The organism is Candidatus Macondimonas diazotrophica (genome assembly GCF_004684205.1).
GTDB classification, from domain to species: Bacteria; Pseudomonadota; Gammaproteobacteria; order UBA5335; family UBA5335; genus Macondimonas; species Macondimonas diazotrophica.
The window spans coordinates 22,026-44,503 of sequence record NZ_SRIO01000015.1; the positions used below are offsets into that span (position 1 = coordinate 22,026).

Below are 22,478 nucleotides of genomic sequence, written 5' to 3' on the forward strand. Positions count from 1 at the left end.
TTCCAGTATAGTGTGTTCCCATTCCACATGGACACCGGAGTGGCTCCGATGCCCGCGGCGTCCGGCTCAACATGGGACCTTGATCGTGCGCATCTTGCTGAGCAATGACGACGGCTGCCAGGCCCCCGGACTGCGGGCGCTGCACCACGAACTCGCCCGCTTCAACGAAGTGGTCGTGGTTGCACCGGACCGTAACCGCAGCGGGGCCAGCCATTCCCTGACCCTGAGCCGCCCCCTGCGGGTGGCCCGCCATGGTGAAGACCCTGTGTATTGCGTCGATGGGACACCCACCGACTCGGTTCATCTGGCGATCACCGGCCTGCTCGACCACACGCCGGACATGGTCGTCTCGGGCATCAACGACGGCGCCAACATGGGCGACGACGTGCTCTATTCCGGCACGGTCGCCGCCGCAATCGAGGGGCGCTCGCTGGGCTATCCGGCTATGGCCATCTCTCTGGTCGGTGAGGAATGCCGACATTTCGACAGCGCGGCACGGGTCGCCCGCGTACTGGTCGAGCGACTCGCACACACGCCGCTGCCCGCCGACACCATACTCAACGTCAACGTCCCGGATGTCCCCTTCGAGGCCCTGACAGGCTTCGAATCCACGCGGCTGGGCCGGCGGCACCGGGCCGAGGGCGTGATCTGTTCAACCGATCCCCGGGGCCGACCCATCTACTGGATCGGCCCGGCGGGAAGCGAGGCCGATGCCGGCCCCGGGACCGATTTTCATGCCGTGACACATGGCCGCGTCTCGATCACACCGGTTCAGGTCGACCTGACCCAATACACGGGCATCGATACCGTCGGCCGCTGGCTCGCCGGACTCGGGTCATGAGCGAAGCGGTTCTGCGCGGCAGCGGCATGACTTCGCTGCGCACGCGCAAGCGCATGGTGGAGCGCCTCGTTGCGCGCGGCATTCGCGATGAGCGGGTGCTGGATCTGATGGCTCGCATGCCGCGCCATCTGTTCGTGGAAGAAGCACTGGCCAGTCGAGCCTATGAAGATCTGGCATTGCCGATCGGCTTCGGACAAACCATTTCGCAGCCGTACATGGTAGCGCGCATGACCGAAGCGCTGCTGCAAAATGGACCGCTTGAGCGGGTCCTGGAAGTGGGAACCGGCTCGGGGTTCCAAACGGCGCTACTGGCCAGTCTGGTGCCGCAGGTCTACAGCGTCGAACGCATCGCGCCACTGCTGGAACAGGCGCGCCGCAGATTGACCCGGATGCGCATCGCCAACGTACGCTTTCATCACAGCGATGGACATTGGGGCTGGCCGGAACATGCGCCCTTCGATGCCATTCTGGTGGCAGCCGCGCCGAACGAGATTCCCGAGTCCCTGCTCATGCAGCTCAGGATCGAGGGCGCCCTGGTGATTCCCGTCGGCAGCGGCGTCAACCAGCGCCTGATGCGTTACACCCGCACGCCGTTCGGTTTTGCGGATGAAACCCTGGAAACCGTCCATTTCGTACCTCTACAGGAAGGCGTCGGATGAAGCTCTTTACCTGGCTCTATGATCGGATGATCCTGGCCGCAGCCCATCGTCGAGCACCGTGGTATCTAGGCGCCGTGAGCGTGGCCGAGTCCTCGTTCTTCCCCATCCCGCCCGATGTGATGTTGATGCCCATGGTACTTGCCCGGCCCCAACAGGCCTGGCGGTTGGCAACCCTCACGACCGTATGCTCGGTGCTGGGCGGCGTCCTGGGTTATGCCTTGGGATATTTCGCGGTGGAAAGCGTGCTGCCGCTCATCGAGCGGGCGGGTTACGGGGCGGGTTGGCACCAGGTCCAGACGCTTTACCTGGAATGGGGAATCTGGATCGTTTTCCTGGCGGGATTCTCACCTATCCCCTACAAGCTGTTCACCATCGCTTCGGGGTTCATGGCACTGCCCTTGATTCCGTTTATCCTGGCATCGCTGGTGGGGCGCGGCGGGCGATTCTTCCTGGAAGCCATTCTCGTCTCGCGCCTCGGCCCGCGCATGCAGGACAGCGTACGCCGCTCGATGGAGTGGATCGGTTGGGGCCTGGTGGCCACCGCGATTCTGTTCTACCTGATCGTATAGATGACCCATGGCCGAAGTTGATCGATTTCCCAAATGGATGAACCAGTGGACCGGGCACGGATTGGCGCTGGTCCTGAGTGTCCTGCTCGCTGGCTGCGCCGGCGCCTTGAACTGGCCCACACGAAGCGACAGTGGTGCGCCCCCAACCGCCCCCGTCACACGTGCGCCCTCACCGCCCTCAGCCCTCCCCCCGGAGCCGACCCACTGGCAGACCTATACCGTGCGGGCAGGAGAAACCCTGAATCTGATCGGTGCCCGCTATGGCGTGACCGGCGAGGATCTCGCCCGCTGGAACCGTCTCAGCAACCCCAACCTGATTCATGTCGGCCAACGCATCAAGGTACCCGCCACGGCCGCCTCGTCTTCTCCCGCCTTCCGGACCGGCGAGCCCATTGCGTCGGGCATCGACTGGCAATGGCCGGTGCGCGGTTCGGTGCTGACCCTGTTCCAAGGCGAAGGCGGCAGCAAAGGAATCGATATCGGCGGCTCGACCGGCATGGCCATCGCGGCGGCCGCCGATGGTCGGGTGGCCTACGCGGGGAGTGGACTCAAGGGTTACGGCGAGCTTATCATCATCAAGCACAACAATAATTTCCTGAGTGCTTACGCATACAACAGGACGTTGCATGCGCAGGAAGGAGACACGGTGCAGGCCGGCCAGACGATTGCCGAGATGGGAGAGGGCCCGAATCGGCAACCGAGCCTGCATTTCGAGATTCGTTACAACGGGCAGCCGGTCGATCCGCTCCAGTATCTGCCGGCACGCTGACCGTCGACGAATCAGGTCGTCCTTCTGCATCTCGGGTTGCGTGAAACCGAGGAGCCCCGGCAAGGGCAAGGAGGACGATCATGGATGACGTCAATACCACCCCCACGAAATGGAACGAAACCGAAACGCTTGCCTTGACGCATTTCGGTAACAGCGATGAAAACGACGAAGAACGCGATGACCCAACGGAGGGCGCGCTGGCCTCGCCACTGAGTGAGGAAGACGCCGCCCTCGAGTCCTGGGGCATCGACGACAGCAAGTCGCTCGACCTGACTCGCCTTTATCTGAACGAAATCGGCCATTCCCCGCTACTGACCGCCGCAGAGGAAGTCTACTTCACCCGCAAGGCCCAGCAGGGCTGCGGGGCCTCGCGGGCGCGCATGATCGAGAGCAACTTGCGCCTGGTGGTCAAGATCGCCCGACGCTATCTCAATCGCGGCCTGCCCCTGCTCGACTTGATTGAGGAAGGCAATCTCGGCCTGATCCACGCAGTCGGCAAATTCAACCCCGAACTCGGCTACCGTTTCTCGACGTATGCGACCTGGTGGATCCGCCAGACCATCGAACGAGCCTTGATGAACCAGACGCGCACGGTTCGGCTGCCCATCCATATCATCAAGCGGATCAACGGCTATCTGCGCACCGGCCGGCAGCTGAGCCAAGCCAGCCAGCGCGCGGCGTCCATCGACGAGATCGCTCGCGAGATGGAATGCCCCGTGCAGGAGGTCGAACGCATGTTAGGGCTCAACGAGCGAACCACGTCCATCAGCACGTTCAGCTCAGCCACCGACGAACGCTCGCCTCTCGACACCGTCGCGGATGAAAATGGGGTCGATCCGGCCCTTTATGTACAGGACTCCGACCTCAAGCACGGCCTTCGGGGCTGGCTCGACCGGCTCTCCGCCAAGCAGCGCGAGGTCATCGAACGGCGTTTCGGGCTCAATGGCCACGAACGCGCCACCTTGGAGCAGGTCGGCAAGGATATCGGCCTGACCCGCGAGCGGGTCAGGCAAATCCAGGTCGAGGCGCTGGGCCATCTGCGCCGCATCGTCGAGAGCGAGGGATTGACTGGCGATACGCTGTTCTGCTGAGGCCAATCGCCACCTCGCACCTCCCGAGTGGTGACCGTCGCGTCATCATTCAGGATCGGTCAGGCGATCTGTACCGCAATCTTGTGCGGTTGCGCATGTTCGGCCTTGGGTATCCGCAATTTCAGTACGCCATTGACCAGTTCAGCCGTCACTTTTTCGGGATCCAACTCCTTGGAAAGCGTGAACACACGCCGATAGCGGGGCAGCGCCACTTCCGTATGATGGACCGCCATCCCGTCGGGAACATCCAGCGCCACCTGCCCTTCCAGCGCCAAGGTATCCCCGTCGATATGGATGTCCAGCGCGTCTTTCGGAACACCGGGCATGTCGGCCATCAGGGTGATGCCGCCGGCGTCCTCGACCACATTGACCAGAGGCAGTAATGTCGCCATGCCTTCGTCGGACGCGACCGCTTTGCGCGTTTCGATCTGTTGATTCATCGCACTCTCCTCCGATTATTGGATGGTGATCCGACGCGGCTGAGTTAGCTCGCGGCGTGGAATTCGCACATGCAGGACACCATCGCGATAGCGTGCTTCAACCGCACTCGGGTCGACATCCTCGGGCAGACTCACCACACGACGAAACCGGCCTGAGAATCGTTCATCAATATGAACCATGGCTTGCGCCGGAGCCGGTTCTTCGGCGCGCTCGCCACTGATGGTCAGCACGCCTTTTTCGATCTGAACATCGAGGCTCGCTGGATCCAGGCCGGGCGCAAAGGCATACACCTCGACCGAGGCCGGCGTGGAACCGACGTTCATTGCCGGATAGCGGCGCGCCACACCGCGGATTGTGGGCGAATAGCCAGCGGCACGATCCAGTTCATTCTGCATGCGCTCGAACTCTGCAAACAGATCGCGCGGGAAAATGCTGCGATAGATCATGATTCATCTCCTCATTCAGGGGGTGAGCGTTTCCTGTCCCCATTGCATGACGCAAGATGTGTCCGATGCCACCGTGTTTCAAGCCCTTGATATCATCAAAACAAGCCGCACATCGCGAGCATCATCACTGTGGAGGCGATGCATGCAATATCAGGACTATTACAGCGTTCTCGGCGTGCCTCGGGATGCCACGGCTGCCGACATCAAGAAAGCCTTCCGCAAACTGGCCCGCAAATACCACCCGGACATCTCGAAGGAAGCGGACGCCGAACAGCGCATGAAGGAGATCAACGAAGCCAACGCTGTGCTGTCCGATCCGGATAAGCGCGCCGCCTACGATCAGCTGAGCCAGAGCTACCGGCCGGGACAGGATTTCCGACCACCACCGGACTGGGATGCCGGCTTCGAATTCTCCGACGGTACTTTCAATTCGCGTGAAGCGGCCGATTTCTCGGACTTCTTTGCCGAGTTGTTCGGACAGATGGGGGGCGGCCGTCAGCAGCAGCACGGCTTCCGCGCTCGCGGCCAGGATCATCACGCCAAGGTGTATCTCGATCTCGAGGACACATTCCATGGCGCCGTACGGGAGATCAGTCTGCGGACACCCAAAATCGATCCTCAAGGCCGCGTCACCCTCGGAACCCGGACCTTGAGCGTGCGGATTCCGAAGGGGGTCCGTGATGGCCAGTTGATCCGGCTCTCGGGACAGGGCGAGCCGGGGCTCGGCGGGGCGCCTGCCGGCGATCTGCTGCTGGAAGTGCATTTCAAGCCGCATCCGCGCTTTCGCATCGAGGAGCGCAATCTGTACCTCGACCTGCCCGTGACGCCGTGGGAAGCGGCGCTTGGCGCAATCATTCCCATCGACCTGCCCGGCGGCACCGTCAAGGTTCGCATCCCAGAAGGATCGCAGAGCGGTCGCCAGCTTCAGGTTCGCGGCAAGGGCATTCCAGGCGAGCCGCCGGGAGACATGATTCTCGACATTCGGATCGTGACGCCACCGGCCAACACCGCCCGTGCACGTGAACTCTATGAAACGATGGCAAGGGAATTGGCATTCAATCCGAGGCAGAGGAGCTGATGCAATGAATGACGACCAGATCTCAACCGACGATCCCCTGGTGCAGGATGAGCTGACGGCAGAACAACTGGCGGCCATCTGCTGCGTCGAAGATGCCTGGGTGATGACCCGCGTCGAACTGGGACTGTTTCCACAGGCCCATCAGGCCACCGGTGCCTGGCGACTCCCCTCCTCGTCCTTGCAGCGCGCACGCCGCATGCGCCAGATCGAACGCGATTTCGAGGCGGTCCCGGAACTCGCCGCCCTGATGGCTGATCTCCTAGAGGAAATCGATACGCTTCGAGCACGGCTGCGGCGAGCAGGGAGGATGTGAGGCCCTCCCCCAAACGCCCGGCTGAGGTTCAACCTCCCGCTTCAAGCATCAGCAGCGCCACCACCACGCGATCCTCGGCGAGCAGGACATTGAATGTCCGGCACGCCGCGCCGGTATCCATGACTTCGATGCCGACCCCGCGCGATTGCGGCTCGAACAGGAGTTCGCGCGGCGGGAAAATCAGGCGCGATCCAGTGCCGAGCAGGATGATTTCAGGTGCATGAGCGAGCAACCGCTCCAAGTGGCGTGATTTGAGCTGCGCCACGTCCGATGGTATCCCATCGAGTTCCAGCGCCTGAGGCGCCACGATCAGGCTCTGGTGATAACTCACCTCGTTGATGCGGATCTCGCCGCTGCCATACCCCCGGATGCGATTCTGGGCGTTGGGATTGTCCCGGTGCAGTTTCATGGGCTCGACCTCGCGATCATGCGAAATGATTGACAGGGCAACACACGGGCTTTACGTTTGATCATTTTACAAATTCGCCTTTGGCCAAGAGGCCGGGCCCCACTTGGACCACTACCTCCGTGATCGAAGATTTTCCCCGTATCCAGCGGTTGCCGCCCTATGTTTTCGCCATCGTGACGGAACTGAAAAACGCCGCACGCGCCAGAGGCGAGGATATCATCGACTTCGGCATGGGCAATCCCGACCAACCCACGCCGCAGCACATTGTCGACAAATTGGTTGAGGCAGTGCAGCGCGAGGACACCCATCGCTATTCCCAGTCGCGCGGCATCCCCCGCCTGCGCCGAGCGATGGCCAATTGGTACCAGCGCCGCTACGACGTGCAGCTCGATCCACAGGACGAGATCATCGTGACCATTGGCTCGAAGGAAGGTCTCGCGCACCTCGCACTGGCGACCGTCGGGCCCGGCGATTCGGTCCTGGTGCCCAATCCCGCCTATCCCATCCATCCCTATGGCTTCGTCATCGCCGGCGCCGACATCCGCCATGTACCGCTGGTGCCCGGCATCGATTTCTTTGCCGAGCTCGACCAAGCCATCCGCAATTCCTGGCCCAAGCCCAAGATGCTGGTACTCAACTTTCCGGGCAACCCGACCACGCAGTGCGTGGACCTCGATTTCTTCGAGAAAGTGGTGGCCATCGCGCGCGAGCATCAGATCTGGGTCATTCATGATCTCGCCTATGCGGATTTGGTGTTCGACGGCTACGTCGCACCCTCCATTCTGCAAGTCCCGGGAGCCAAGGATGTGGCGGTGGAGTTCTACACCCTGTCCAAGAGCTACAACATGCCCGGCTGGCGCGTCGGCTTCATGTGCGGCAACCCCACTCTGGTGGCCGCGCTGGCCAAAATGAAGTCCTATCTGGACTACGGGATCTTCACGCCGATCCAGGTTGCCGCCATCACCGCGCTGGAGGGACCACAGGACTGCGTGGAGGAAATCCGCCGCACCTACCAGCTGCGCCGCGACGTTCTGTGCGAAGGACTGAATCGGCTGGGGTGGGAAGTGGAGAAGCCCCGCGGGACGATGTTCGTCTGGGCGCGCATCCCTGAACGCTACCGCGACATGGGATCCATCGAGTTCAGCAAGCTTTTGCTCAGTGAAGCGAAGGTCGCCGTATCCCCCGGCATCGGTTTCGGCGAGTACGGGGATGATCATGTACGTTTCGGCCTGATCGAAAATGAACACCGCACTCGCCAGGCGGTCCGGGAGATGCGCCGCCTGTTCCGACGCACCCCGGCCGGCAGCGCTCAAAGCCAGGGAATCTAATGGACAGCGAAACAGTCAACATCGCCCTTCTGGGTCTAGGAACGGTCGGCGGCGGCACGCTCCAGATCCTCCAACGCCATGCGGATGCCATCGAGCGGCGCACCGGTCGCCGGGTGAAAGTCCGGCGCGCGCTGGTGCGCGACCCCAGCAAGCCGCGGCCGCCAGAAGCGGCGGATATCGCCGTGACCACCGACATCAACGAGATTCTGGACGATCCGTCCATCAGCATCGTGGCCGAACTGGTGGGCGGCTGCGACCCGACCCGCGATTGGATCATGCGCGCCATCACCAGCGGCAAGCACGTTATCACCGCGAACAAGGCACTGATTGCGCAACACGGCAACGAGCTCTTCGCCGCCGCCGACAAGCATGGCGTCATCGTCGCGTTCGAAGCCGCTGTCGGGGGGGGCATTCCGATCATCAAGACCATACGGGAAGCCTTGGCCGGCAATGACATTCAGTCCGTCGCCGGCATCGTCAACGGCACCACCAACTATATCCTCACCCAAATGCGCGACTGCGGGCTGGATTTCTCCGAGGCCCTGGCACAGGCCCAGGAACTGGGCTACGCGGAAGCGGATCCCACGTTCGACATCGGGGGTATCGACGCGGCACACAAGCTGACCATCCTTGCAGCAATCGCCTTCGGCACGCCCTTGAATTTCGCCAATGTGGCGATCGAGGGCATTGACACCATCAGCGCCGAAGATATCGACTACGCCGAAACCCTCGGGTACAGCATCAAGCACCTGGCCATCGCGCGCCGGGATGCCGAGGCGGTCGAGCTGCGCGTGCATCCCACCCTGATCCCTCAGCGGCATCTGCTGGCACGAGTCGATGGGGTGATGAATGCCGTCTTGATCGAGGGTGATGCGGTCGGCGAAACGCTGTTCTACGGCGCCGGAGCCGGCGCCCTCCCCACAGCCTCGGCCGTCGTTGCCGATCTCGTCGACATCCTCCGCCTGCTGTCCGCCGAACCGGATCACCGGGTTCCCTATCTGGGTGTGCGTCCCGGTGCCATCGCGGATCTGCCGCTGCGTCCCCTGGCGTCCATCCACTCGGCCTACTACCTGCGCCTGGCGGTCGAGGACCATCCCGGCGTGGTTGCGGACATCACCCGCATTCTGGCCGATCATGCCATCAGCATCGAGGCCATGCTGCAGCGCCCCGATCCCGCGCATCTGGACACCATGCCCATCATCCTGCTCACTCATCGGGTCTGGGAACACGCCATGGATCAAGCTCTTGAAGCCATTTCGCGGCTTTCCAGCGTGCGCGGCGCCATCACTCGCATCCGTGTCCAGACCGATGCGGCGTGATCCCCCATTTCCTTCTGCGAGATCCTTATGACCACCGCTTCGCTCTATACCGGATTGATCGACAAGTACCGCGATCGGCTGCCGCTCCCCGCCGACGCCCCGGCAGTAAGCCTGTGCGAAGGGCAAACACCGCTGATCCGTCTGGCCAACATCGAGCGCGATCTGGGCGGCGATCTGGCGATCTACGCCAAGTTCGAGGGACTCAACCCGACTGGATCCTTCAAGGATCGCGGCATGACGGTGGCCGTGACCCAGGCGGTGGCCGAGGGTAGCCGCGCCATCATCTGCGCCTCCACCGGCAACACCTCGGCCTCGGCAGCCGCCTATGCCGCCCGCGCCGGACTGACCGCCTTCGTGCTTATCCCGGAGGGCAAGATCGCGCTGGGCAAACTGGCCCAGGCCATGGCGCACGGCGCGGTGGTGCTGCAGATCCAGGGCAATTTCGACGACGGCATGCGCCTGGTGCGGGAGGTCGCGGCCGAGGCACCCATCACCATCGTCAATTCGATCAATCCTTTCCGCCTGCAGGGCCAGAAGACTGCCGCCTTCGAAATCGTCGAGGCACTCGGGCGCGCGCCCGACTATCACTGCCTGCCCGTCGGCAATGCCGGCAACATCACCGCCTACTGGATCGGCTATTCGGAGCTGGCTACGGCGGGCGGCGAAACGACCACGATCGGCTGCAGCCACTGCGCGGGCCAGTGCCCCTATCCGCGCGAGCCCGTCATCACCGCGCGTCCGCGCATGCTGGGCTATCAGGCCACGGGTGCCGCCCCCTTCCTCAAGGGTGGCCCAGTCGAGCACCCCGAGACCGTGGCCACGGCGATCCGCATCGGCAACCCCCAGAGCTGGTCCGGCGCGCTGGCCGCACAACAGGAATCCGGCGGCTGGTTCGCGGCTTTCACGGATGATGAAATCGTGGAGACACAGAAGTACCTCGCACGGCGCGAGGGCGTGTTCTGCGAACCGGCTTCGGCGGTCTCTCTGGCGGGCGCATTGACCGATATCCGCGCCGGTCGGATCGCCCGTGGGAGTACGATCGTGTGTACCCTGACGGGCCATGGCCTCAAGGATCCGGACTTGGCGATTGCACGCATGCAGGGCCCAGTGGTTCGGGTGGCGGCCGAGCGTTTGGCCGTCGAGCAGGCCCTGCTTCCTCATCTGAGCTGATTTCACATGACACGCAGCTCGGTAACCCTGCTGGTGCCGGGGCTGGCCGAGCCGCCCCGGGATGTTGGCGATTTCCCCGCGACGCCGGCGCTCGACCGGCTCTTTGCACGGGCACGGGCGACCCCAGATCCGGAAACGGGTTTCGAGCGCGCACTCGTCCAGGGATTTTTCGAGACAGCCCAGGCACCCTGGGCGGCGCTCTCCTCGTGGGGCGATACCGGCGCCCCGCCCCGGGGGGCCGTGCTCCGGGTCGAGCCCCTGCACTTGCAGGCCGGCACCCATCATCATGTGCACTTCGATCAGGCGCGCCTCGATCTCGACGCCCAGGAAAGCGCTGCCATCGTGAATCGCCTGAACGCCTTCCTGGAGGCAGAGGGCATGACCCTGAAGGCGCCGTCACCCGGACGCTGGTATCTGCATTTGCCCGCCGCGCCCGCCATGACGACCCAACCGCTGCATCACGGTCTGACACCGGGCACCTCACTCTGGATGCCCACCGGGCCTGATGCGGCTGAGTTCAAACGCCTCGTCACCGAACTGCAGATGCTATTGCACGACCATCCGGTCAATGTCGCGCGCGAACGGCTGGGTCAGCTGCCTGTCAACAGCCTGTGGCTATGGGGTGAGGGCACGCTTCCCCCAGATGGTCGCGCACCATTCGATCTCATCGTAGGCGCCGAGGCGATCGGCCGGGGACTGGCCCAGGCAAGCGGCGCGGCCTGGTACGCCAACGGGTCCACGCTGGGCCAATCCATTCCGATCCTGCCGCAGCGCGTCCTCTGGGTCGTCGACGCATTGCTGCGCCCGGCGCTCTGGAACGAACCGGAAGACTGGGTGCGCGCGCTGGTTCGGTTTGAACGCGATCTCGCAACACTGACCAGAACCTGTTTTCACCACGCGAACATCACACTGCGCCCGCTGGCGGGCCACGCTTATCACGCCCGTCCAGGGTCTTTCTGGCGCTCGTGGCGTCGGGCGCGCCCCTTCATTCGGCGACTTGGCCCGTCGCAGCCCTGAGGCCCGGGGACATTCGACCTCATCCTGCGCACAAGGAACCGCCGGCGTCGAGACCGGCGGTTGTCGATCCGGGGTGGGGGTGCCTCAGGTGGCGACAGCGAGCGCCTCCTCGTGCGCTGCGGCAGCCAGGAGTTCGGGCCGTCCGCTGCGCAGATTGGCTTCGTGCGCCAGCTGCCGTTCTTCCGGCGAGGCATAGACCCGATCCCATTCGAGCAGCGCCGGCGACCAGGTGCGATGCCACAATGCCGGGATGATGGCCAGACCAATGGCCCGGAAATAGCCCATGTTGTGGGGCAAGCGCGGCGCGTGCACATCCTCCAGACGCCAGAACTCACGCTGGGGGTCCAGATGATGCTGGGAATGGCGGCCGATGTTGTCGACGAACCAGTTGGTCACGCGATTGAACGAATCCCAGGAATGGTGCGCCTTGATCTCCGATCCGGGCACGCGAACGATGCCGTAGTGCTGGCTGTAGGTGCCGAGCTTGTAGCCGAAATGAGCGTTGAGCACGGCGAGCAGGAACCAGAACAGCCCCAACAGACCACTGACTGCAAAGACGAACAACACCAGTGCGGCCTCCGCCACCCACCCCTGCAGCAAACGGTTGCGCCAGCTCATGGCCGCTAGCCCCATCTTGTCCAGCCGATCCTTCTCGATGGCCCAGGCCGTTTGATAATCCTGGGGCGCGGTGCGCAGGAAATAGCGATATACGCTCTCACCGCGGAAGGCCGTGCTGGAATCAGCTGGCGTTCCGACCGTGAAATGGTGGCCATAGGGGTGCTCGATGGCGTAATAGGTAAACAGCCCAAAGAGGGAGCAGGCGCGCGAGCTGAAGACCGAATAGGGCTCCCAAGTGCGGTGGGACAGCTCATGGCCAATGGATACCGAGCCGATCGAGGCGATCTGAGAAAACAGCAGCGCACCGATGAGGTAGCTGCCCCAGCCGTCTCCGGCATGGGCGGCAACCATGTCGAACCCGCTCAGGGACTGCACCCACGTGGCCAGACCGAGCAGGTCGCCGCCGTTGTGTCCATGCGCCAGCATCCAAATGAACGCCCAGAAAGCCACGAGGCTGACGGGGAGATAAGTCCAGAGCATCCACACGAAGATGCGCGGGTGCCCATAGGCACGGGTCTGCTCGTCATTGCCGGACACCCGTTCGGCCAGGGAAAGTCCCAGAAGAACGGCAAGGACGCCGACCAGGACATTGGCCGGCCCGACGATGAGCGCATAGATCACGCCCAGAGACAGGGCGATCGGAACAAAAAAACGCAGGTAAGCCCACCCCGAACGGGCAAGCGCCATGATGCCGTCCATGTTGTCTCCTCCTGGACCACGCCCAATCCGCTGGGTGGCCTCGTTATATGAATATCAATCCCACTTCAGCTTGCGCCCACCGTTCAGCGCCGTCAAGCACCTGATCTTCAAGGTGATCGGCATCTCCGATGCGGACAAGCTGGCCGGGATCCAGAGGGTGTCATGGCCTTGCTGGGCCGCAACACCCTCGTGATCTTCAGGCTTCCTGCGCCTTCAGATCCAGTACATAGTCACGATAGCGCTGACGCAGATCCGCCTTGAGGATCTTGGCCATGGCGTTCTTGGGCAGCTCGTCCACAAAGACGACATGGCGTGGACTCTTGTAGTCCGCCAGATGCTGCCGGCAGAAGGCATTGATGGCCTCGGGGGTCAGAGAGCCCTCACCGCCCTTGAATCCCGGTTTCGGTGCGATCACAGCCAAGACATCCTCGCCGAGATCCGGATGGGGCACACCAATGACAGCCGCTTCCAGCACCTCAGGCATCTCCAGCAGCACGCGTTCCACCTCGACGGCAAAGATGTTGTAGCCGCCGCGCAGCACCATGTCCTTCTTGCGATCTGTCAGATACACGTAGCCGTCCGGCGCGATGTAGCCCACGTCGCCGGTATGTAGCAGCTCGCCGCGCCAGAGTTCCTGAGTGTTTTCCTCGCCCTTGTAGTAGCTGCGCCGCTCGATCCCCGAGCGGAAGCAGATCTCGCCGATCTCGCCCTGCGGCAGGGTGTTGCCGTTGTCATCGACGATCACCACCTCGCAGCCCACCGGTTTGCCCACCGAGCCCGGGTGATCGAGGATGTCGCGTGGGTTGGGCCCCAGCATGCAGGCTGCACCGGCGCCGCCCTCGGTCAAGCCATAGCCGTTGAGCATCATCACCTTGGGCCAGACTTCCAGCATCTTGCGCACCGTGTCCGGCTGGATCGGCGCCGCGCCGAAGAACACGAACTTGAGCGAGCTGTAGTCGTAGTCCTTCACCGATGGATGCTTCATGGCGAGATTCAGCATGGTCGGCACGCCCATGATCGAGGATGCGCGGTGCCGCTCGATCGAGGCCAGCAGCTGCTCCGGATCGAAGCGTGGCAGGACCAGCTGCGTAATGCCGGCGCGAATGCTCATCAGCATCAAGCCGTGGCAGCCAGTGAATCCGAACAGCGGCACGGCGTGCAACAAGCTTTCACCGAACAGTGCGGACAGGATCTGGGCCAGATTCTGCTGACCAGGCTGGTCCGCGAGATTACCTTCGGGCACCAATACCCCTTTGGGCATTCCCGTCGTACCAGAGGTGTAGAGCAGGTCGGCCGGATCCCGATCGGTCGGGGGTGGATCGAGCAGTGGAACATCGGTCGACCCCTCGCTCACGACGTTTCCCAGCGGCGTAAAGCCATCGATCGCCTCGCTACCGGTCACGAAGAAGTGCTTGAGATTGAACTGCCCCGGCCGGCCTTCGATCTCGACCGGCTTGCCTTGGGCGAGGGGAATCAATGCTTCCAGATGGCGCGGACCGCTGATCAGCGCCACAGCATCGCTGTGCTCGAGCACGAAGTACTTTTCCGGCATGGCCCAGCGCGTGTTGATTGGAACCGGCACCGCGCCGAGCTTGTGAATCCCAAAATAGCTCGCATTGAACAAGACCGCCTGGTCATTGGCGAGCACCAGGGCAACCTTGTCGCCGCGCTTGACGCCGGCCTTGTGCAACTGATGCGCAATGCGGCTGCTGGCCACATCGAGCTCGTGGAATGTGACCTCGCCATCCTGGGCGATAACCGCCTTTTTGTCGGGCTTTTTCTGAACGGATTGATGCAACAGATCGATGACGGCCATGACGTTCTCCTCCATGACTGAGCTGGCCAGCCGGCAGTGCGGCCTTCCTCTCTTCTTTCGGCCGACTATCCTGCGGCCTTGATGGCGAATCTACCATACTAGTCGTTCAAGAACGGGGCGTATAGCGTCGGAGTACCGCGCGCCGTATTGGCTGCGGAGCAGCGTGCCCAATAAGCGCTGACGGCAAGCAGGCTCGCCGGTGAAGGGCACCGCCCCGAATCAGGTCACGATTCGGGGCTCGAGGAGAGCTCTTGCTGATCCAGGGCGCCGATCGCCAGCATCGGTGCCGCATCGATATGCCCGGCGTCCATCATCCCGGCAACCCTCTGCAGTGCAGCCAGGATCATGTGCTGTTCCCAGCTCTGCAGCGCGTTGAATTCACGAATGAAATGCTCTTGGAGCGGCTGCGGGGCATCACGCAAAACATCCTCTCCGTCCGGCCCCAAACGCAAGAACACCTTCCGCTTGTCACTGCGCGCCCGCTCTCGAACGATGAGCCGGCGTGCGGACAAGCGATCGAGGATGCTGGTCACAGTGCCTTGGCTGAGACTGATCTGACGCGCCAGATCGCCTACGGTAATTTCACCCTTCTGATGAATCGTTCGCAGCACCAGTAGTTGCGGGGCCGTCAGCCCAGCGGTTTTCATGAGATGACGGGAGCGCAGATCGGTCGCTCGCATAATGCGACGCAGCGCGACCAAGACCTCAGCAATGACCTCCACAGAAGACTCCCGTGAGATTCGGCAATGGCGAGACCACGATTCTAGCAGCGCGCCGAGGTCCGCAGACCATGCAGCCTGACGATCGCGCCACGATGGATTCGTCATAACGACGCGGCACCTGCCCAGCGGGTCTGGAGTGCGGCCCAGTGACCAAGTTGCCCGGATAAAGAATTTTGTATACAATGGATTTTTTCGGCGTGAATTGTACCCGCCAGAAACTGACACACAATAGCCAAGAAAACAAAAGCTGCATAGACAATAATATATCACCATGCCCGACACGGATCAGCGCTTGGCGAAACTGTTTACCAAGTTGAACTCTCGGGTATTTGCATTGCATAGAAACGAGTTTATTCGAGAAACCGAGATCGAATCATGAAACCCTCTCATCATCCCGAGCCTTACCCTATGGGGAACGGCGCCGGCGATGCCCATCCGGCGCTGCACCTGCGTAGCCCCACTCCGGACGATGGCGTGGCGGTTTTCGAACTGATTGCCCGCTGCCCCCCTTTGGATCCCAATTCCCGTTACTGCAATCTGCTGCAGTGCAGCCACTTTGCCCAGACCTCGATCATCGCGCACGCGGAAAACGCCGCGAAGGCTTTGGGTTTTGTCTCGGGCTATCGGGTTCCGGACCGCCCCGACACCCTCTTTGTCTGGCAGGTCGCAGTGGATGAGGCAGCACGGGGCACCGGCTTGGGCTCACGCCTGCTGGAGGCACTACTCACCCGGCCTGCGCTGGCGGATTGCCGTTATTTGGAGACCACGATCGGCCCCGACAATCGGGCATCCTGGCGACTGTTCGAGCGGCTGGCCAAGCAGTTCGGCGCGGTAATCGAGACGACCACTTTGTTTGAATCCCAACGCCATTTCTCCGGGCTGCACCCGGATGAAATCCTGCTCCGGATCGGACCGCTCGAACGAATCGCGGACTGATCACATCTCGTCAAAGCCAATAAGAACAACACAACACAATCCACCGTGGAGGTATGACCCATGGAGATTTTCAACGAACTTGAATCATCCGCGCAGTCTTATGCGCGTTCTTTCCCGACGGTTTTCAACCGCGCCCAAGGCGCCGCTCTCCATGACGAGAACGGCATGAGCTACATCGACTTTCTCTCGGGTGCAGGCTCACTGAACTATGGCCACAACCATCCCGTGTTGAAAAATGCCTTGCTGGCCTACATCCAGAACGACGGCATCACCCACGGGCTGGATATGCATACCGCAGCGAAAGCGGATTTCCTGCGCGCGTTCCGCGACTGCATCCTGGTCCCGCGCTCGCTGGATTACCGCATGCAGTTCACCGGACCGACCGGCGCCAATGCGGTCGAAGCGGCGCTGAAGCTGGCCCGCAAGGTCAAAGGCCGCTCTTCGATCATTGCCTTCACCAACGGTTTCCATGGCGCCACGCTGGGCGCGCTGGCCGCCACCGGGAATCAACATCACCGAGGTGGCGCCGGCGTCCCGTTGACCGGGATCACCCGCATGCCATATGCCGGCTATCTGGGTCGCGACGCCGATACCCTGCGTTATCTCGACAAGATGCTGTCCGACCCGTCGAGCGGCATCGATCACCCGGCAGCGGTCCTCGTCGAAACCATCCAGGGTGAAGGCGGACTCAACGCGGGCAGCCCGGTGTGGCTGCAAGGCCTGCAACGGCTATGCCGCAAGCACGATATGCTCCTGATCGTCGATGACATCCAAGCTGGATGTGGACGAACGGGCACCTTTTTCAGCTTCGAGCCTGCTGGCATCACGCCCGACATGGTGACGCTGTCCAAATCCCTGAGTGGCTACGGCCTGCCGATGGCCCTGCTGCTCTACCGGCCCGAACTCGATATCTGGAAACCCGGCGAACACAACGGCACGTTCCGCGGAAACAACCACGCCTTTGTTACCGCGACGGCGGCGCTGGAGCATTTCTGGCGTGACGAGACGTTCGCCGAATCGGTGCGCGCCAAAGCAGCCCTGATGACCCAAGGGCTGCAGCGGATCAGCGAGCGCGTCGGTGTCACGCATCTGCGCGTCAAGGGCCGCGGTCTGATGCAGGGGCTGGAATGCAATGACGGCGAGACCGCCTCGCGCATCAGTCAGGCCGCATTCCAGCGAGGGCTGATCATCGAGACCTCCGGCAATCGCGGACAGGTGCTCAAATGCCTGTGCCCGCTCACCATAACCGACGCCGAACTGGGTGAAGGATTGAGCCGGCTGGCTGACAGCGCCCTAGAGGTGTTAAGCGGCACGTTGGCCGCCTGCGCCTCCTGAACCGGCTCCGCTCCAATCACGAACAAGAGGCCATTCAAGCATGATCGTTCGCCATCTTCCTGAAGCCATCGCATCCGGCCGTCGCATCCAGAGCACAGGGTGGGAAAGCACCCGGCTCGTGCTCAAGAATGACAATGCCGGTTTTTCGTTCCATATCACCACGATCTACCGTGGCGCCGAATTGCCGATGCACTACCGCAACCACATCGAATCGGTGTACTGCATCAGCGGCAGCGGCGAGATCGAAACCGTCGCCGATGGGAAGATCTATCCCATCGCCCCGGGCACGATCTACGTGCTGGACCAGCACGACCAGCACATCCTGCGCGCCGAGACCGAAATGGTCATGGCTTGCGTATTCAACCCACCGCTACACGGCACCGAGGTTCATGACGCCGATGGCGTTTACCCGCTCGAAGCCGAAGCGGTGACTGACTAAGCAGCAAGACTCAGGAGATGACTGATGCCCTCGGAAGCGATAGACCGCTATCCCTCCCGCGCCGGACGCCCTGCTTCGGTGACGCCTCGGACAGATCCCGTCGTTTATGCAGACGCGAATCGGGAACCACCCCTAGCGCGGCGCACCATCGCCAACTATGAGAATCAGGGATTTCTGAATCTTTATACCTTGTTCACCGATGCGGAGATCACCGCCATGCAGGCCGAACTCGCGCGCCTGCGCCATGACGCGCTGATCATGCAACGCAGCGAGGCGATCCGTGAACAGGAAACCGGCGACCTACGCTCGTTGTTTCGCGTTCACCAGCTCAGCCCGCTGTTCGCCGCCGTTGCCGCCGATCCGCGGCTGGTGGACCTGGCCCGCTACATCCTTGATGACGAGGTTTATATCCACCAGTCCCGGCTTAATTACAAGCCTGGCTTCGGTGGCAAGGAGTTCTATTGGCATTCGGACTTCGAAACCTGGCATGTGGAAGATGGGATGCCGCGTATGCGGGCGCTGAGCGTCTCCATTTCGCTCACACCCAATCACGCCCACAATGGCCCCCTGTTGCTGATTCCCGGCTCCCATCGCCGTTACGTGGTGTGCACCGGCGAAACACCGGAGAACCACTACCAGAAGTCCTTGGTGAAGCAGGAAATCGGTGTCCCAAGCAAGCGTTGCCTCCGTCAGCTCGCCGAACAGGGCGGTGGCCTGGTCGCGGCGACCGGCCCAGCCGGCACGGTCACCGTGTTCGACTGCAATACGATGCACGGCTCCAACGGCAACATCACGCCTGATCCGCGCAGCAACGTGTTCTTTGTCTATAACGCCATGAGCAACCGCCTCTGTGAACCCTATTGTGGCCACCCGCCTCGACCTGGATTCATTGCGGCCCGCGGCGAAGTCGAGCCCGTCCGCCCCACTCCGTTGCGGATTGGCTGAGATGGCTGAGCCGCGGGCTCGCCGGTCCCTCCTCGGGGACCCACGAATACAAGGAAAATCAACACCATGACCCATACGGTGGAAAAGATCGGCGGCAGCTCGATGAGCAACTATGCTGCCGTGCGAGACAATATCATTCTGCGTCCCGGTAACCGATACAACCGCATCTTCGTCGTCTCGGCTTACAGTGGAATCACCAACCTGTTGCTCGAACACAAGAAAACGGCCCAGCCCGGGGTATTCGGTTCGTTCGCTAATGCCCGTGATGAAGCGGCTTGGCGCGGCGAGCTGGCCAAGGTTCGCAAGCAGCTGCTTGAGATCAATCACGCCCTATTCACCGCCGCCATGGATCGCGCCGCGGCAAAATCCTTCATCGAGGAACGGCTGACGGCCGCCGAAAATTGCCTGAGCGACCTGGACCGTCTGTGCCGACACGGGCATTTCCAGCTCGACAGCCATCTCGCCACAGTCCGCGAAATGCTGGCCAGCCTCGGGGAAGCCCACAGCGCGTGGAATCTCAGCCGACTGCTGGCCAATGAAGGGGTTCGCACCCGCTTTGTCGACCTCACCGGCTGGCATGCCGATGCCGACGCACCGGTTCCTTCACTGGATGAGCGAATCCGCCGCAGCTTCCAGAACATCGACCTCGCGCGCGAGCTGCCGATCGTCACCGGTTACGCCCATTGCGATGAAGGACTCATGGCGCGCTTCGATCGCGGTTACAGCGAAATGACGTTCAGCCGAGTCGCCGTCGTGACCGGCGCTGCCGAGGCCATCATTCACAAGGAATACCACCTGAGCAGCGCTGACCCGCTGGTCGTGGGTGCCGAACGCGTCGTCCCGATCGGGCGGACCAACTACGATGTCGCCGACCAGCTCGCCAACCTGGGCATGGAGGCGATCCACCCCCGGGCCGCCAAAGGCTTGCGGCAAGCCGGCATTTCCCTGCGCATCAAGAACACCTTCGAACCCGAGCACGGCGGCACGGTGATCACGCATGACCACGTCAGCGAAAAGCCCTGCGTCGAAATCATTGCCGGGCGCAAGAACGTCTATGCGCTGCAGCTGTTCGATCAGGACATGATGGGCCGTTTCGCGCATTACGATCACGCCCTGCTCACCACGCTGGAGCGCTTTGGTGCCGACATCATCACCAAGGACTGCAATGCCAACAGCCTGACACACTACTTGGCGTGCAACCTCAAGACCGTCAAGCGAATCCAGAAAACACTCGTGGAGCGTTTCGGGGAAGCGGAAATCGACGTACGCCGCGTGGCGCTGGTGTCCGCCATCGGCAGCGACATGCAGGTGCCGGGCCTGTTGGCGGAAACTGCCGCGGCCCTGGCCGAGGCAGGCATCTCCATCCTGGCCATGCACCAGTCGCTGCGGCAGGTCACCATGCAGTGCGTCATCGACGAGCGCGATTACGACACGGCGATCCGGGCGCTGCACCGCCGATTGATCGAGCCGCACGACCACGGCATCGCGATCTGCGCCGCCTGATCCCGGCCAGCGCCACCGCTCCGACCCCAAGGCTGTAGCCGGTCGGGGCGGGGGAGCGCCGGTATCAGGACACCCCCCGAACGGGCTCCAGCACCTGTTCGAACAGGGTGGCTCCGTTCAGATCCTTCAAAGCCACTGTCATGATGTTGCTTTCAGCATCGATGTCGACTTGGCCGAAGAACTGCAGGCCGGCCGAGGGTGGCAGATTGGCCTGACCGGCCGGCGGGGATTTCTCAAACACCACCTCGGGACCAAACGTTCCATCCAGCTTACCTGGCCCGAATGTGCCGGCGTTCAGCGGACCGCTGACGAACTCCCAGAAAGGCGAAAAATCACGAAACGCAGCCCGATCCGGATGGTAGTAATGCGCCGCTGTGTAATGCACATCCGCGGTGAACCACACGACGTTGGCAATCCGGTGGCGGTGGATGAAGCGCAATAGCTTGGCGACCTCCAGTTCGCGGCCCGCTGGGCGACCGTCGTTGCCGTTGGCGCCGTTCTCGAAGAAGGTGCCGTCGCGCACGATCAAGCCAATGGGCATGTCCGAGGCGATGATCTTCCAGGTCGCGCGCGACCGGCGCAGGGCATCCATCAGCCAATCGAGCTGTTCGCTGCCCAGAAAATCCGCCTCGGGCCCCGAACGCCGTTGGTCATTGAGGCTATTTGGGCCACGGAAACTACGCAAATCGATCCGGAAGACCTCCGCGCTGGATCCGCATGGAAAACTCTGATAGAGCCGGCCCCGCTCGCCGAAGCGCACCGGCATGTAGTCGACAAAGGCCTGGTGTCCGCGCGCTGCCAATAGATCCACACGGGTTTCGGTATATCGCGCATCGTTCAGAATTTCACCCGGATACCAATTGTTGACGACCTCATGGTCATCCCACTGCGCGATGATCGGCACTTCGGCATTGAAGCGCCGCAGATTCTCGTCCATGAGGTTGTACCGATAGTTGCCGCGAAACTCGTCCAGTGTTTCGGCGACCTTGGACTTCTCCGGCGTCACCACATTGCGCCAGGTTGATCCATCCGGAAGCGCCACTTCGGCCTGAATCGGCCCATCGGCGTAGATGCAATCCCCAGAGTGAATGAAAAAATCCGGCTCCACCGCACGCATGGTTTCGAAGATCCGCATTCCGCCAAGATCCGGATTGATGCCCCAGCCCTGCCCGTTCACATCGCCGGACCAGACGAAGCGAACGCCCCGTTGGTTGCGGGCGCGCCACCCGAGCCGGGACAGCCCCGGCAACGCCGGCACACTCAGACGCCCCGAAACCTTCTCGCTCCGCAATGCCTCACCCAACAGATCCTCAAAAAAGACCCGGTAGTGAACCTCCTGGCCTGGATTCAGGCCGGCGACATCCAGCTTGGCGGTGAAATCCCCCTCGGGCAACGCCGCCGGACCGCGCAGCAGACGCGCACCGCGAAAATCCGGGCGATCGGCGATCTCGACCCACATGCGCGCGGGCCGATCCGCACGCGACCAGATGATCGCCCGGTCGAAACGCACATCCCCCGCCTGGACGCCATAGGGCATGGCGACCTGACCGCCGGTCGGTGTCGCGCCCAGCACGCGAAGCGGCAAACCGCCCAGCGTGGCGACACCGGCCAGCGCGCCGGCCTGCTTGAGCAGTCGGCGACGTGAAGGATTGGCGACGAATGATGGCTTGCAGGTCATGGCGCTTCTCCCGAGCGAATCCGAAGGAATGGATGACAATCCACGAACGCCATTCCAGGAACAGCGCCCGAACCAATCTCGCGGAAAGGCTTTACATCGCCTTGACAACCGTATTGCAGGTCGTTGTCAGTGACCGGGGAAGTCCAACCGGGCGCATTCGAGGGAGAATCCGGATCGGGATGGGCGTCCGCGCAGGCGCGCGTCCGGCCGATCGGGCACGCAGCGCCTTAGAGCAATGCGCTGCAGCGGGGCTCATGGGTAACAGGGAATGGGCGACCCCGCGTTGCCTGGGAGCCCGTGTCAGGCCAAAGCGATGAGCCGGGCCAAGCGCCAGCGC

Annotated in this window: 23 protein-coding genes; 16 read left to right on the forward strand and 7 right to left on the reverse strand. The window is 62.5% G+C overall.

Features of this window, described 5'->3' with window-relative positions; translation table 11 throughout:
- Positions 1-85 precede the first annotated feature (85 nt).
- From surE to rpoS, 5 genes are all read left to right on the forward strand, one after another.
- Positions 86-841, forward strand: coding sequence for a 5'/3'-nucleotidase SurE (gene surE / locus E4680_RS10835; protein WP_135282433.1), 756 nt, complete (start codon positions 86-88; stop codon positions 839-841).
- A complete protein-coding gene (locus tag E4680_RS10840; protein ID WP_135282434.1) occupies positions 838-1,500 on the forward strand; it encodes a protein-L-isoaspartate(D-aspartate) O-methyltransferase in 663 nt (220 codons plus the stop codon). Before surE ends, E4680_RS10840 begins: the two co-directional genes overlap by 4 nt.
- Positions 1,497-2,069: a YqaA family protein gene (locus tag E4680_RS10845; RefSeq protein WP_135282435.1), complete on the forward strand. Its 573-nt coding sequence runs from the start codon at positions 1,497-1,499 to the stop codon at positions 2,067-2,069. Before E4680_RS10840 ends, E4680_RS10845 begins: the two co-directional genes overlap by 4 nt.
- Positions 2,070-2,076: 7 nt before the next feature.
- Positions 2,077-2,838, forward strand: a complete 762-nt coding sequence (locus tag E4680_RS10850; protein ID WP_135282436.1) for a peptidoglycan DD-metalloendopeptidase family protein — start codon at positions 2,077-2,079, stop codon at positions 2,836-2,838.
- Positions 2,839-2,918: 80 nt separating this feature from the next.
- Positions 2,919-3,929 (forward strand): RNA polymerase sigma factor RpoS, encoded by a 1,011-nt coding sequence (rpoS, locus tag E4680_RS10855; protein WP_135282437.1) that lies wholly within the window; start codon positions 2,919-2,921, stop codon positions 3,927-3,929.
- A gap of 59 nt (positions 3,930-3,988) precedes the next feature.
- Here rpoS and E4680_RS10860 read toward each other — a convergent pair whose 3' ends face one another.
- Positions 3,989-4,369: an Hsp20/alpha crystallin family protein gene (locus E4680_RS10860; RefSeq protein WP_135282438.1), complete on the reverse strand. Its 381-nt coding sequence runs from the start codon at positions 4,367-4,369 to the stop codon at positions 3,989-3,991.
- A 15-nt stretch (positions 4,370-4,384) separates the two neighbouring features.
- Complete coding sequence (locus E4680_RS10865; protein ID WP_135282439.1) at positions 4,385-4,816, reverse strand: Hsp20/alpha crystallin family protein; 432 nt, start codon at positions 4,814-4,816, stop codon at positions 4,385-4,387.
- A gap of 142 nt (positions 4,817-4,958) precedes the next feature.
- Here E4680_RS10865 and E4680_RS10870 point away from each other — a divergent pair, with 142 nt between their 5' ends.
- Together E4680_RS10870 and E4680_RS10875 are read left to right on the forward strand one after the other, a co-directional pair.
- Positions 4,959-5,894, forward strand: coding sequence for a DnaJ C-terminal domain-containing protein (locus tag E4680_RS10870; RefSeq protein WP_135282440.1), 936 nt, complete (start codon positions 4,959-4,961; stop codon positions 5,892-5,894).
- A 4-nt stretch (positions 5,895-5,898) separates the two neighbouring features.
- On the forward strand, positions 5,899-6,207 hold the full coding sequence (locus tag E4680_RS10875) for a chaperone modulator CbpM (protein WP_135282441.1): 309 nt from the start codon (positions 5,899-5,901) through the stop codon (positions 6,205-6,207).
- Positions 6,208-6,235: 28 nt separating this feature from the next.
- Here E4680_RS10875 and E4680_RS10880 read toward each other — a convergent pair whose 3' ends face one another.
- Entirely contained in the window at positions 6,236-6,616 is a 381-nt protein-coding gene (locus E4680_RS10880; RefSeq protein WP_135282442.1) for an Mth938-like domain-containing protein, read from the reverse strand.
- Between the two features lie 119 nt (positions 6,617-6,735).
- Between E4680_RS10880 and alaC the strand changes: the two genes are divergently transcribed.
- The 4 genes from alaC to E4680_RS10900 are packed head-to-tail and all read left to right on the forward strand — an operon-like array spanning position 6,736 to position 11,450.
- On the forward strand, positions 6,736-7,944 hold the full coding sequence (gene alaC, locus E4680_RS10885) for an alanine transaminase (RefSeq protein ID WP_135282443.1): 1,209 nt from the start codon (positions 6,736-6,738) through the stop codon (positions 7,942-7,944).
- On the forward strand, positions 7,944-9,263 hold the full coding sequence (locus tag E4680_RS10890) for a homoserine dehydrogenase (protein WP_135282444.1): 1,320 nt from the start codon (positions 7,944-7,946) through the stop codon (positions 9,261-9,263). The genes alaC and E4680_RS10890 overlap by 1 nt, the downstream gene beginning before the upstream one ends.
- A gap of 27 nt (positions 9,264-9,290) precedes the next feature.
- A complete protein-coding gene (gene thrC, locus E4680_RS10895) occupies positions 9,291-10,433 on the forward strand; it encodes a threonine synthase (RefSeq protein WP_135282445.1) in 1,143 nt (380 codons plus the stop codon).
- A 6-nt stretch (positions 10,434-10,439) separates the two neighbouring features.
- Positions 10,440-11,450 (forward strand): hypothetical protein, encoded by a 1,011-nt coding sequence (locus E4680_RS10900; RefSeq protein ID WP_135282446.1) that lies wholly within the window; start codon positions 10,440-10,442, stop codon positions 11,448-11,450.
- A gap of 84 nt (positions 11,451-11,534) precedes the next feature.
- Here the strand turns inward: E4680_RS10900 and E4680_RS10905 are convergent, their stop codons facing one another.
- The 3 genes from E4680_RS10905 to E4680_RS10915 form a co-directional block, all read right to left on the reverse strand.
- Positions 11,535-12,767: a fatty acid desaturase gene (locus E4680_RS10905; RefSeq protein ID WP_135282447.1), complete on the reverse strand. Its 1,233-nt coding sequence runs from the start codon at positions 12,765-12,767 to the stop codon at positions 11,535-11,537.
- Between the two features lie 196 nt (positions 12,768-12,963).
- A complete protein-coding gene (locus tag E4680_RS10910) occupies positions 12,964-14,583 on the reverse strand; it encodes a class I adenylate-forming enzyme family protein (RefSeq protein ID WP_167792478.1) in 1,620 nt (539 codons plus the stop codon).
- A gap of 224 nt (positions 14,584-14,807) precedes the next feature.
- Complete coding sequence (locus E4680_RS10915; RefSeq protein ID WP_240696192.1) at positions 14,808-15,305, reverse strand: MarR family winged helix-turn-helix transcriptional regulator; 498 nt, start codon at positions 15,303-15,305, stop codon at positions 14,808-14,810.
- Between the two features lie 375 nt (positions 15,306-15,680).
- Between E4680_RS10915 and ectA the strand changes: the two genes are divergently transcribed.
- The 5 genes from ectA (at position 15,681) to E4680_RS10940 (ending at position 20,463) form a co-directional block, all read left to right on the forward strand.
- Positions 15,681-16,241 (forward strand): diaminobutyrate acetyltransferase, encoded by a 561-nt coding sequence (gene ectA, locus E4680_RS10920; RefSeq protein ID WP_240696193.1) that lies wholly within the window; start codon positions 15,681-15,683, stop codon positions 16,239-16,241.
- 60 nt (positions 16,242-16,301) lie between these two features.
- Positions 16,302-17,576 (forward strand): diaminobutyrate--2-oxoglutarate transaminase, encoded by a 1,275-nt coding sequence (gene ectB / locus E4680_RS10925; RefSeq protein ID WP_135282450.1) that lies wholly within the window; start codon positions 16,302-16,304, stop codon positions 17,574-17,576.
- A 40-nt stretch (positions 17,577-17,616) separates the two neighbouring features.
- Positions 17,617-18,015: an ectoine synthase gene (locus E4680_RS10930; protein ID WP_135282451.1), complete on the forward strand. Its 399-nt coding sequence runs from the start codon at positions 17,617-17,619 to the stop codon at positions 18,013-18,015.
- A gap of 24 nt (positions 18,016-18,039) precedes the next feature.
- Entirely contained in the window at positions 18,040-18,960 is a 921-nt protein-coding gene (thpD, locus tag E4680_RS10935; protein ID WP_135282452.1) for an ectoine hydroxylase, read from the forward strand.
- Positions 18,961-19,026: 66 nt separating this feature from the next.
- The gene (locus E4680_RS10940) at positions 19,027-20,463 is read left to right on the forward strand and encodes an aspartate kinase (RefSeq protein ID WP_135282453.1); all 1,437 of its coding nucleotides are present in this window, start codon (positions 19,027-19,029) and stop codon (positions 20,461-20,463) included.
- A gap of 64 nt (positions 20,464-20,527) precedes the next feature.
- Here the strand turns inward: E4680_RS10940 and E4680_RS10945 are convergent, their stop codons facing one another.
- Positions 20,528-22,141: an alkaline phosphatase D family protein gene (locus E4680_RS10945; protein ID WP_135282454.1), complete on the reverse strand. Its 1,614-nt coding sequence runs from the start codon at positions 22,139-22,141 to the stop codon at positions 20,528-20,530.
- Between the last annotated feature and the right edge of the window lie 337 nt (positions 22,142-22,478).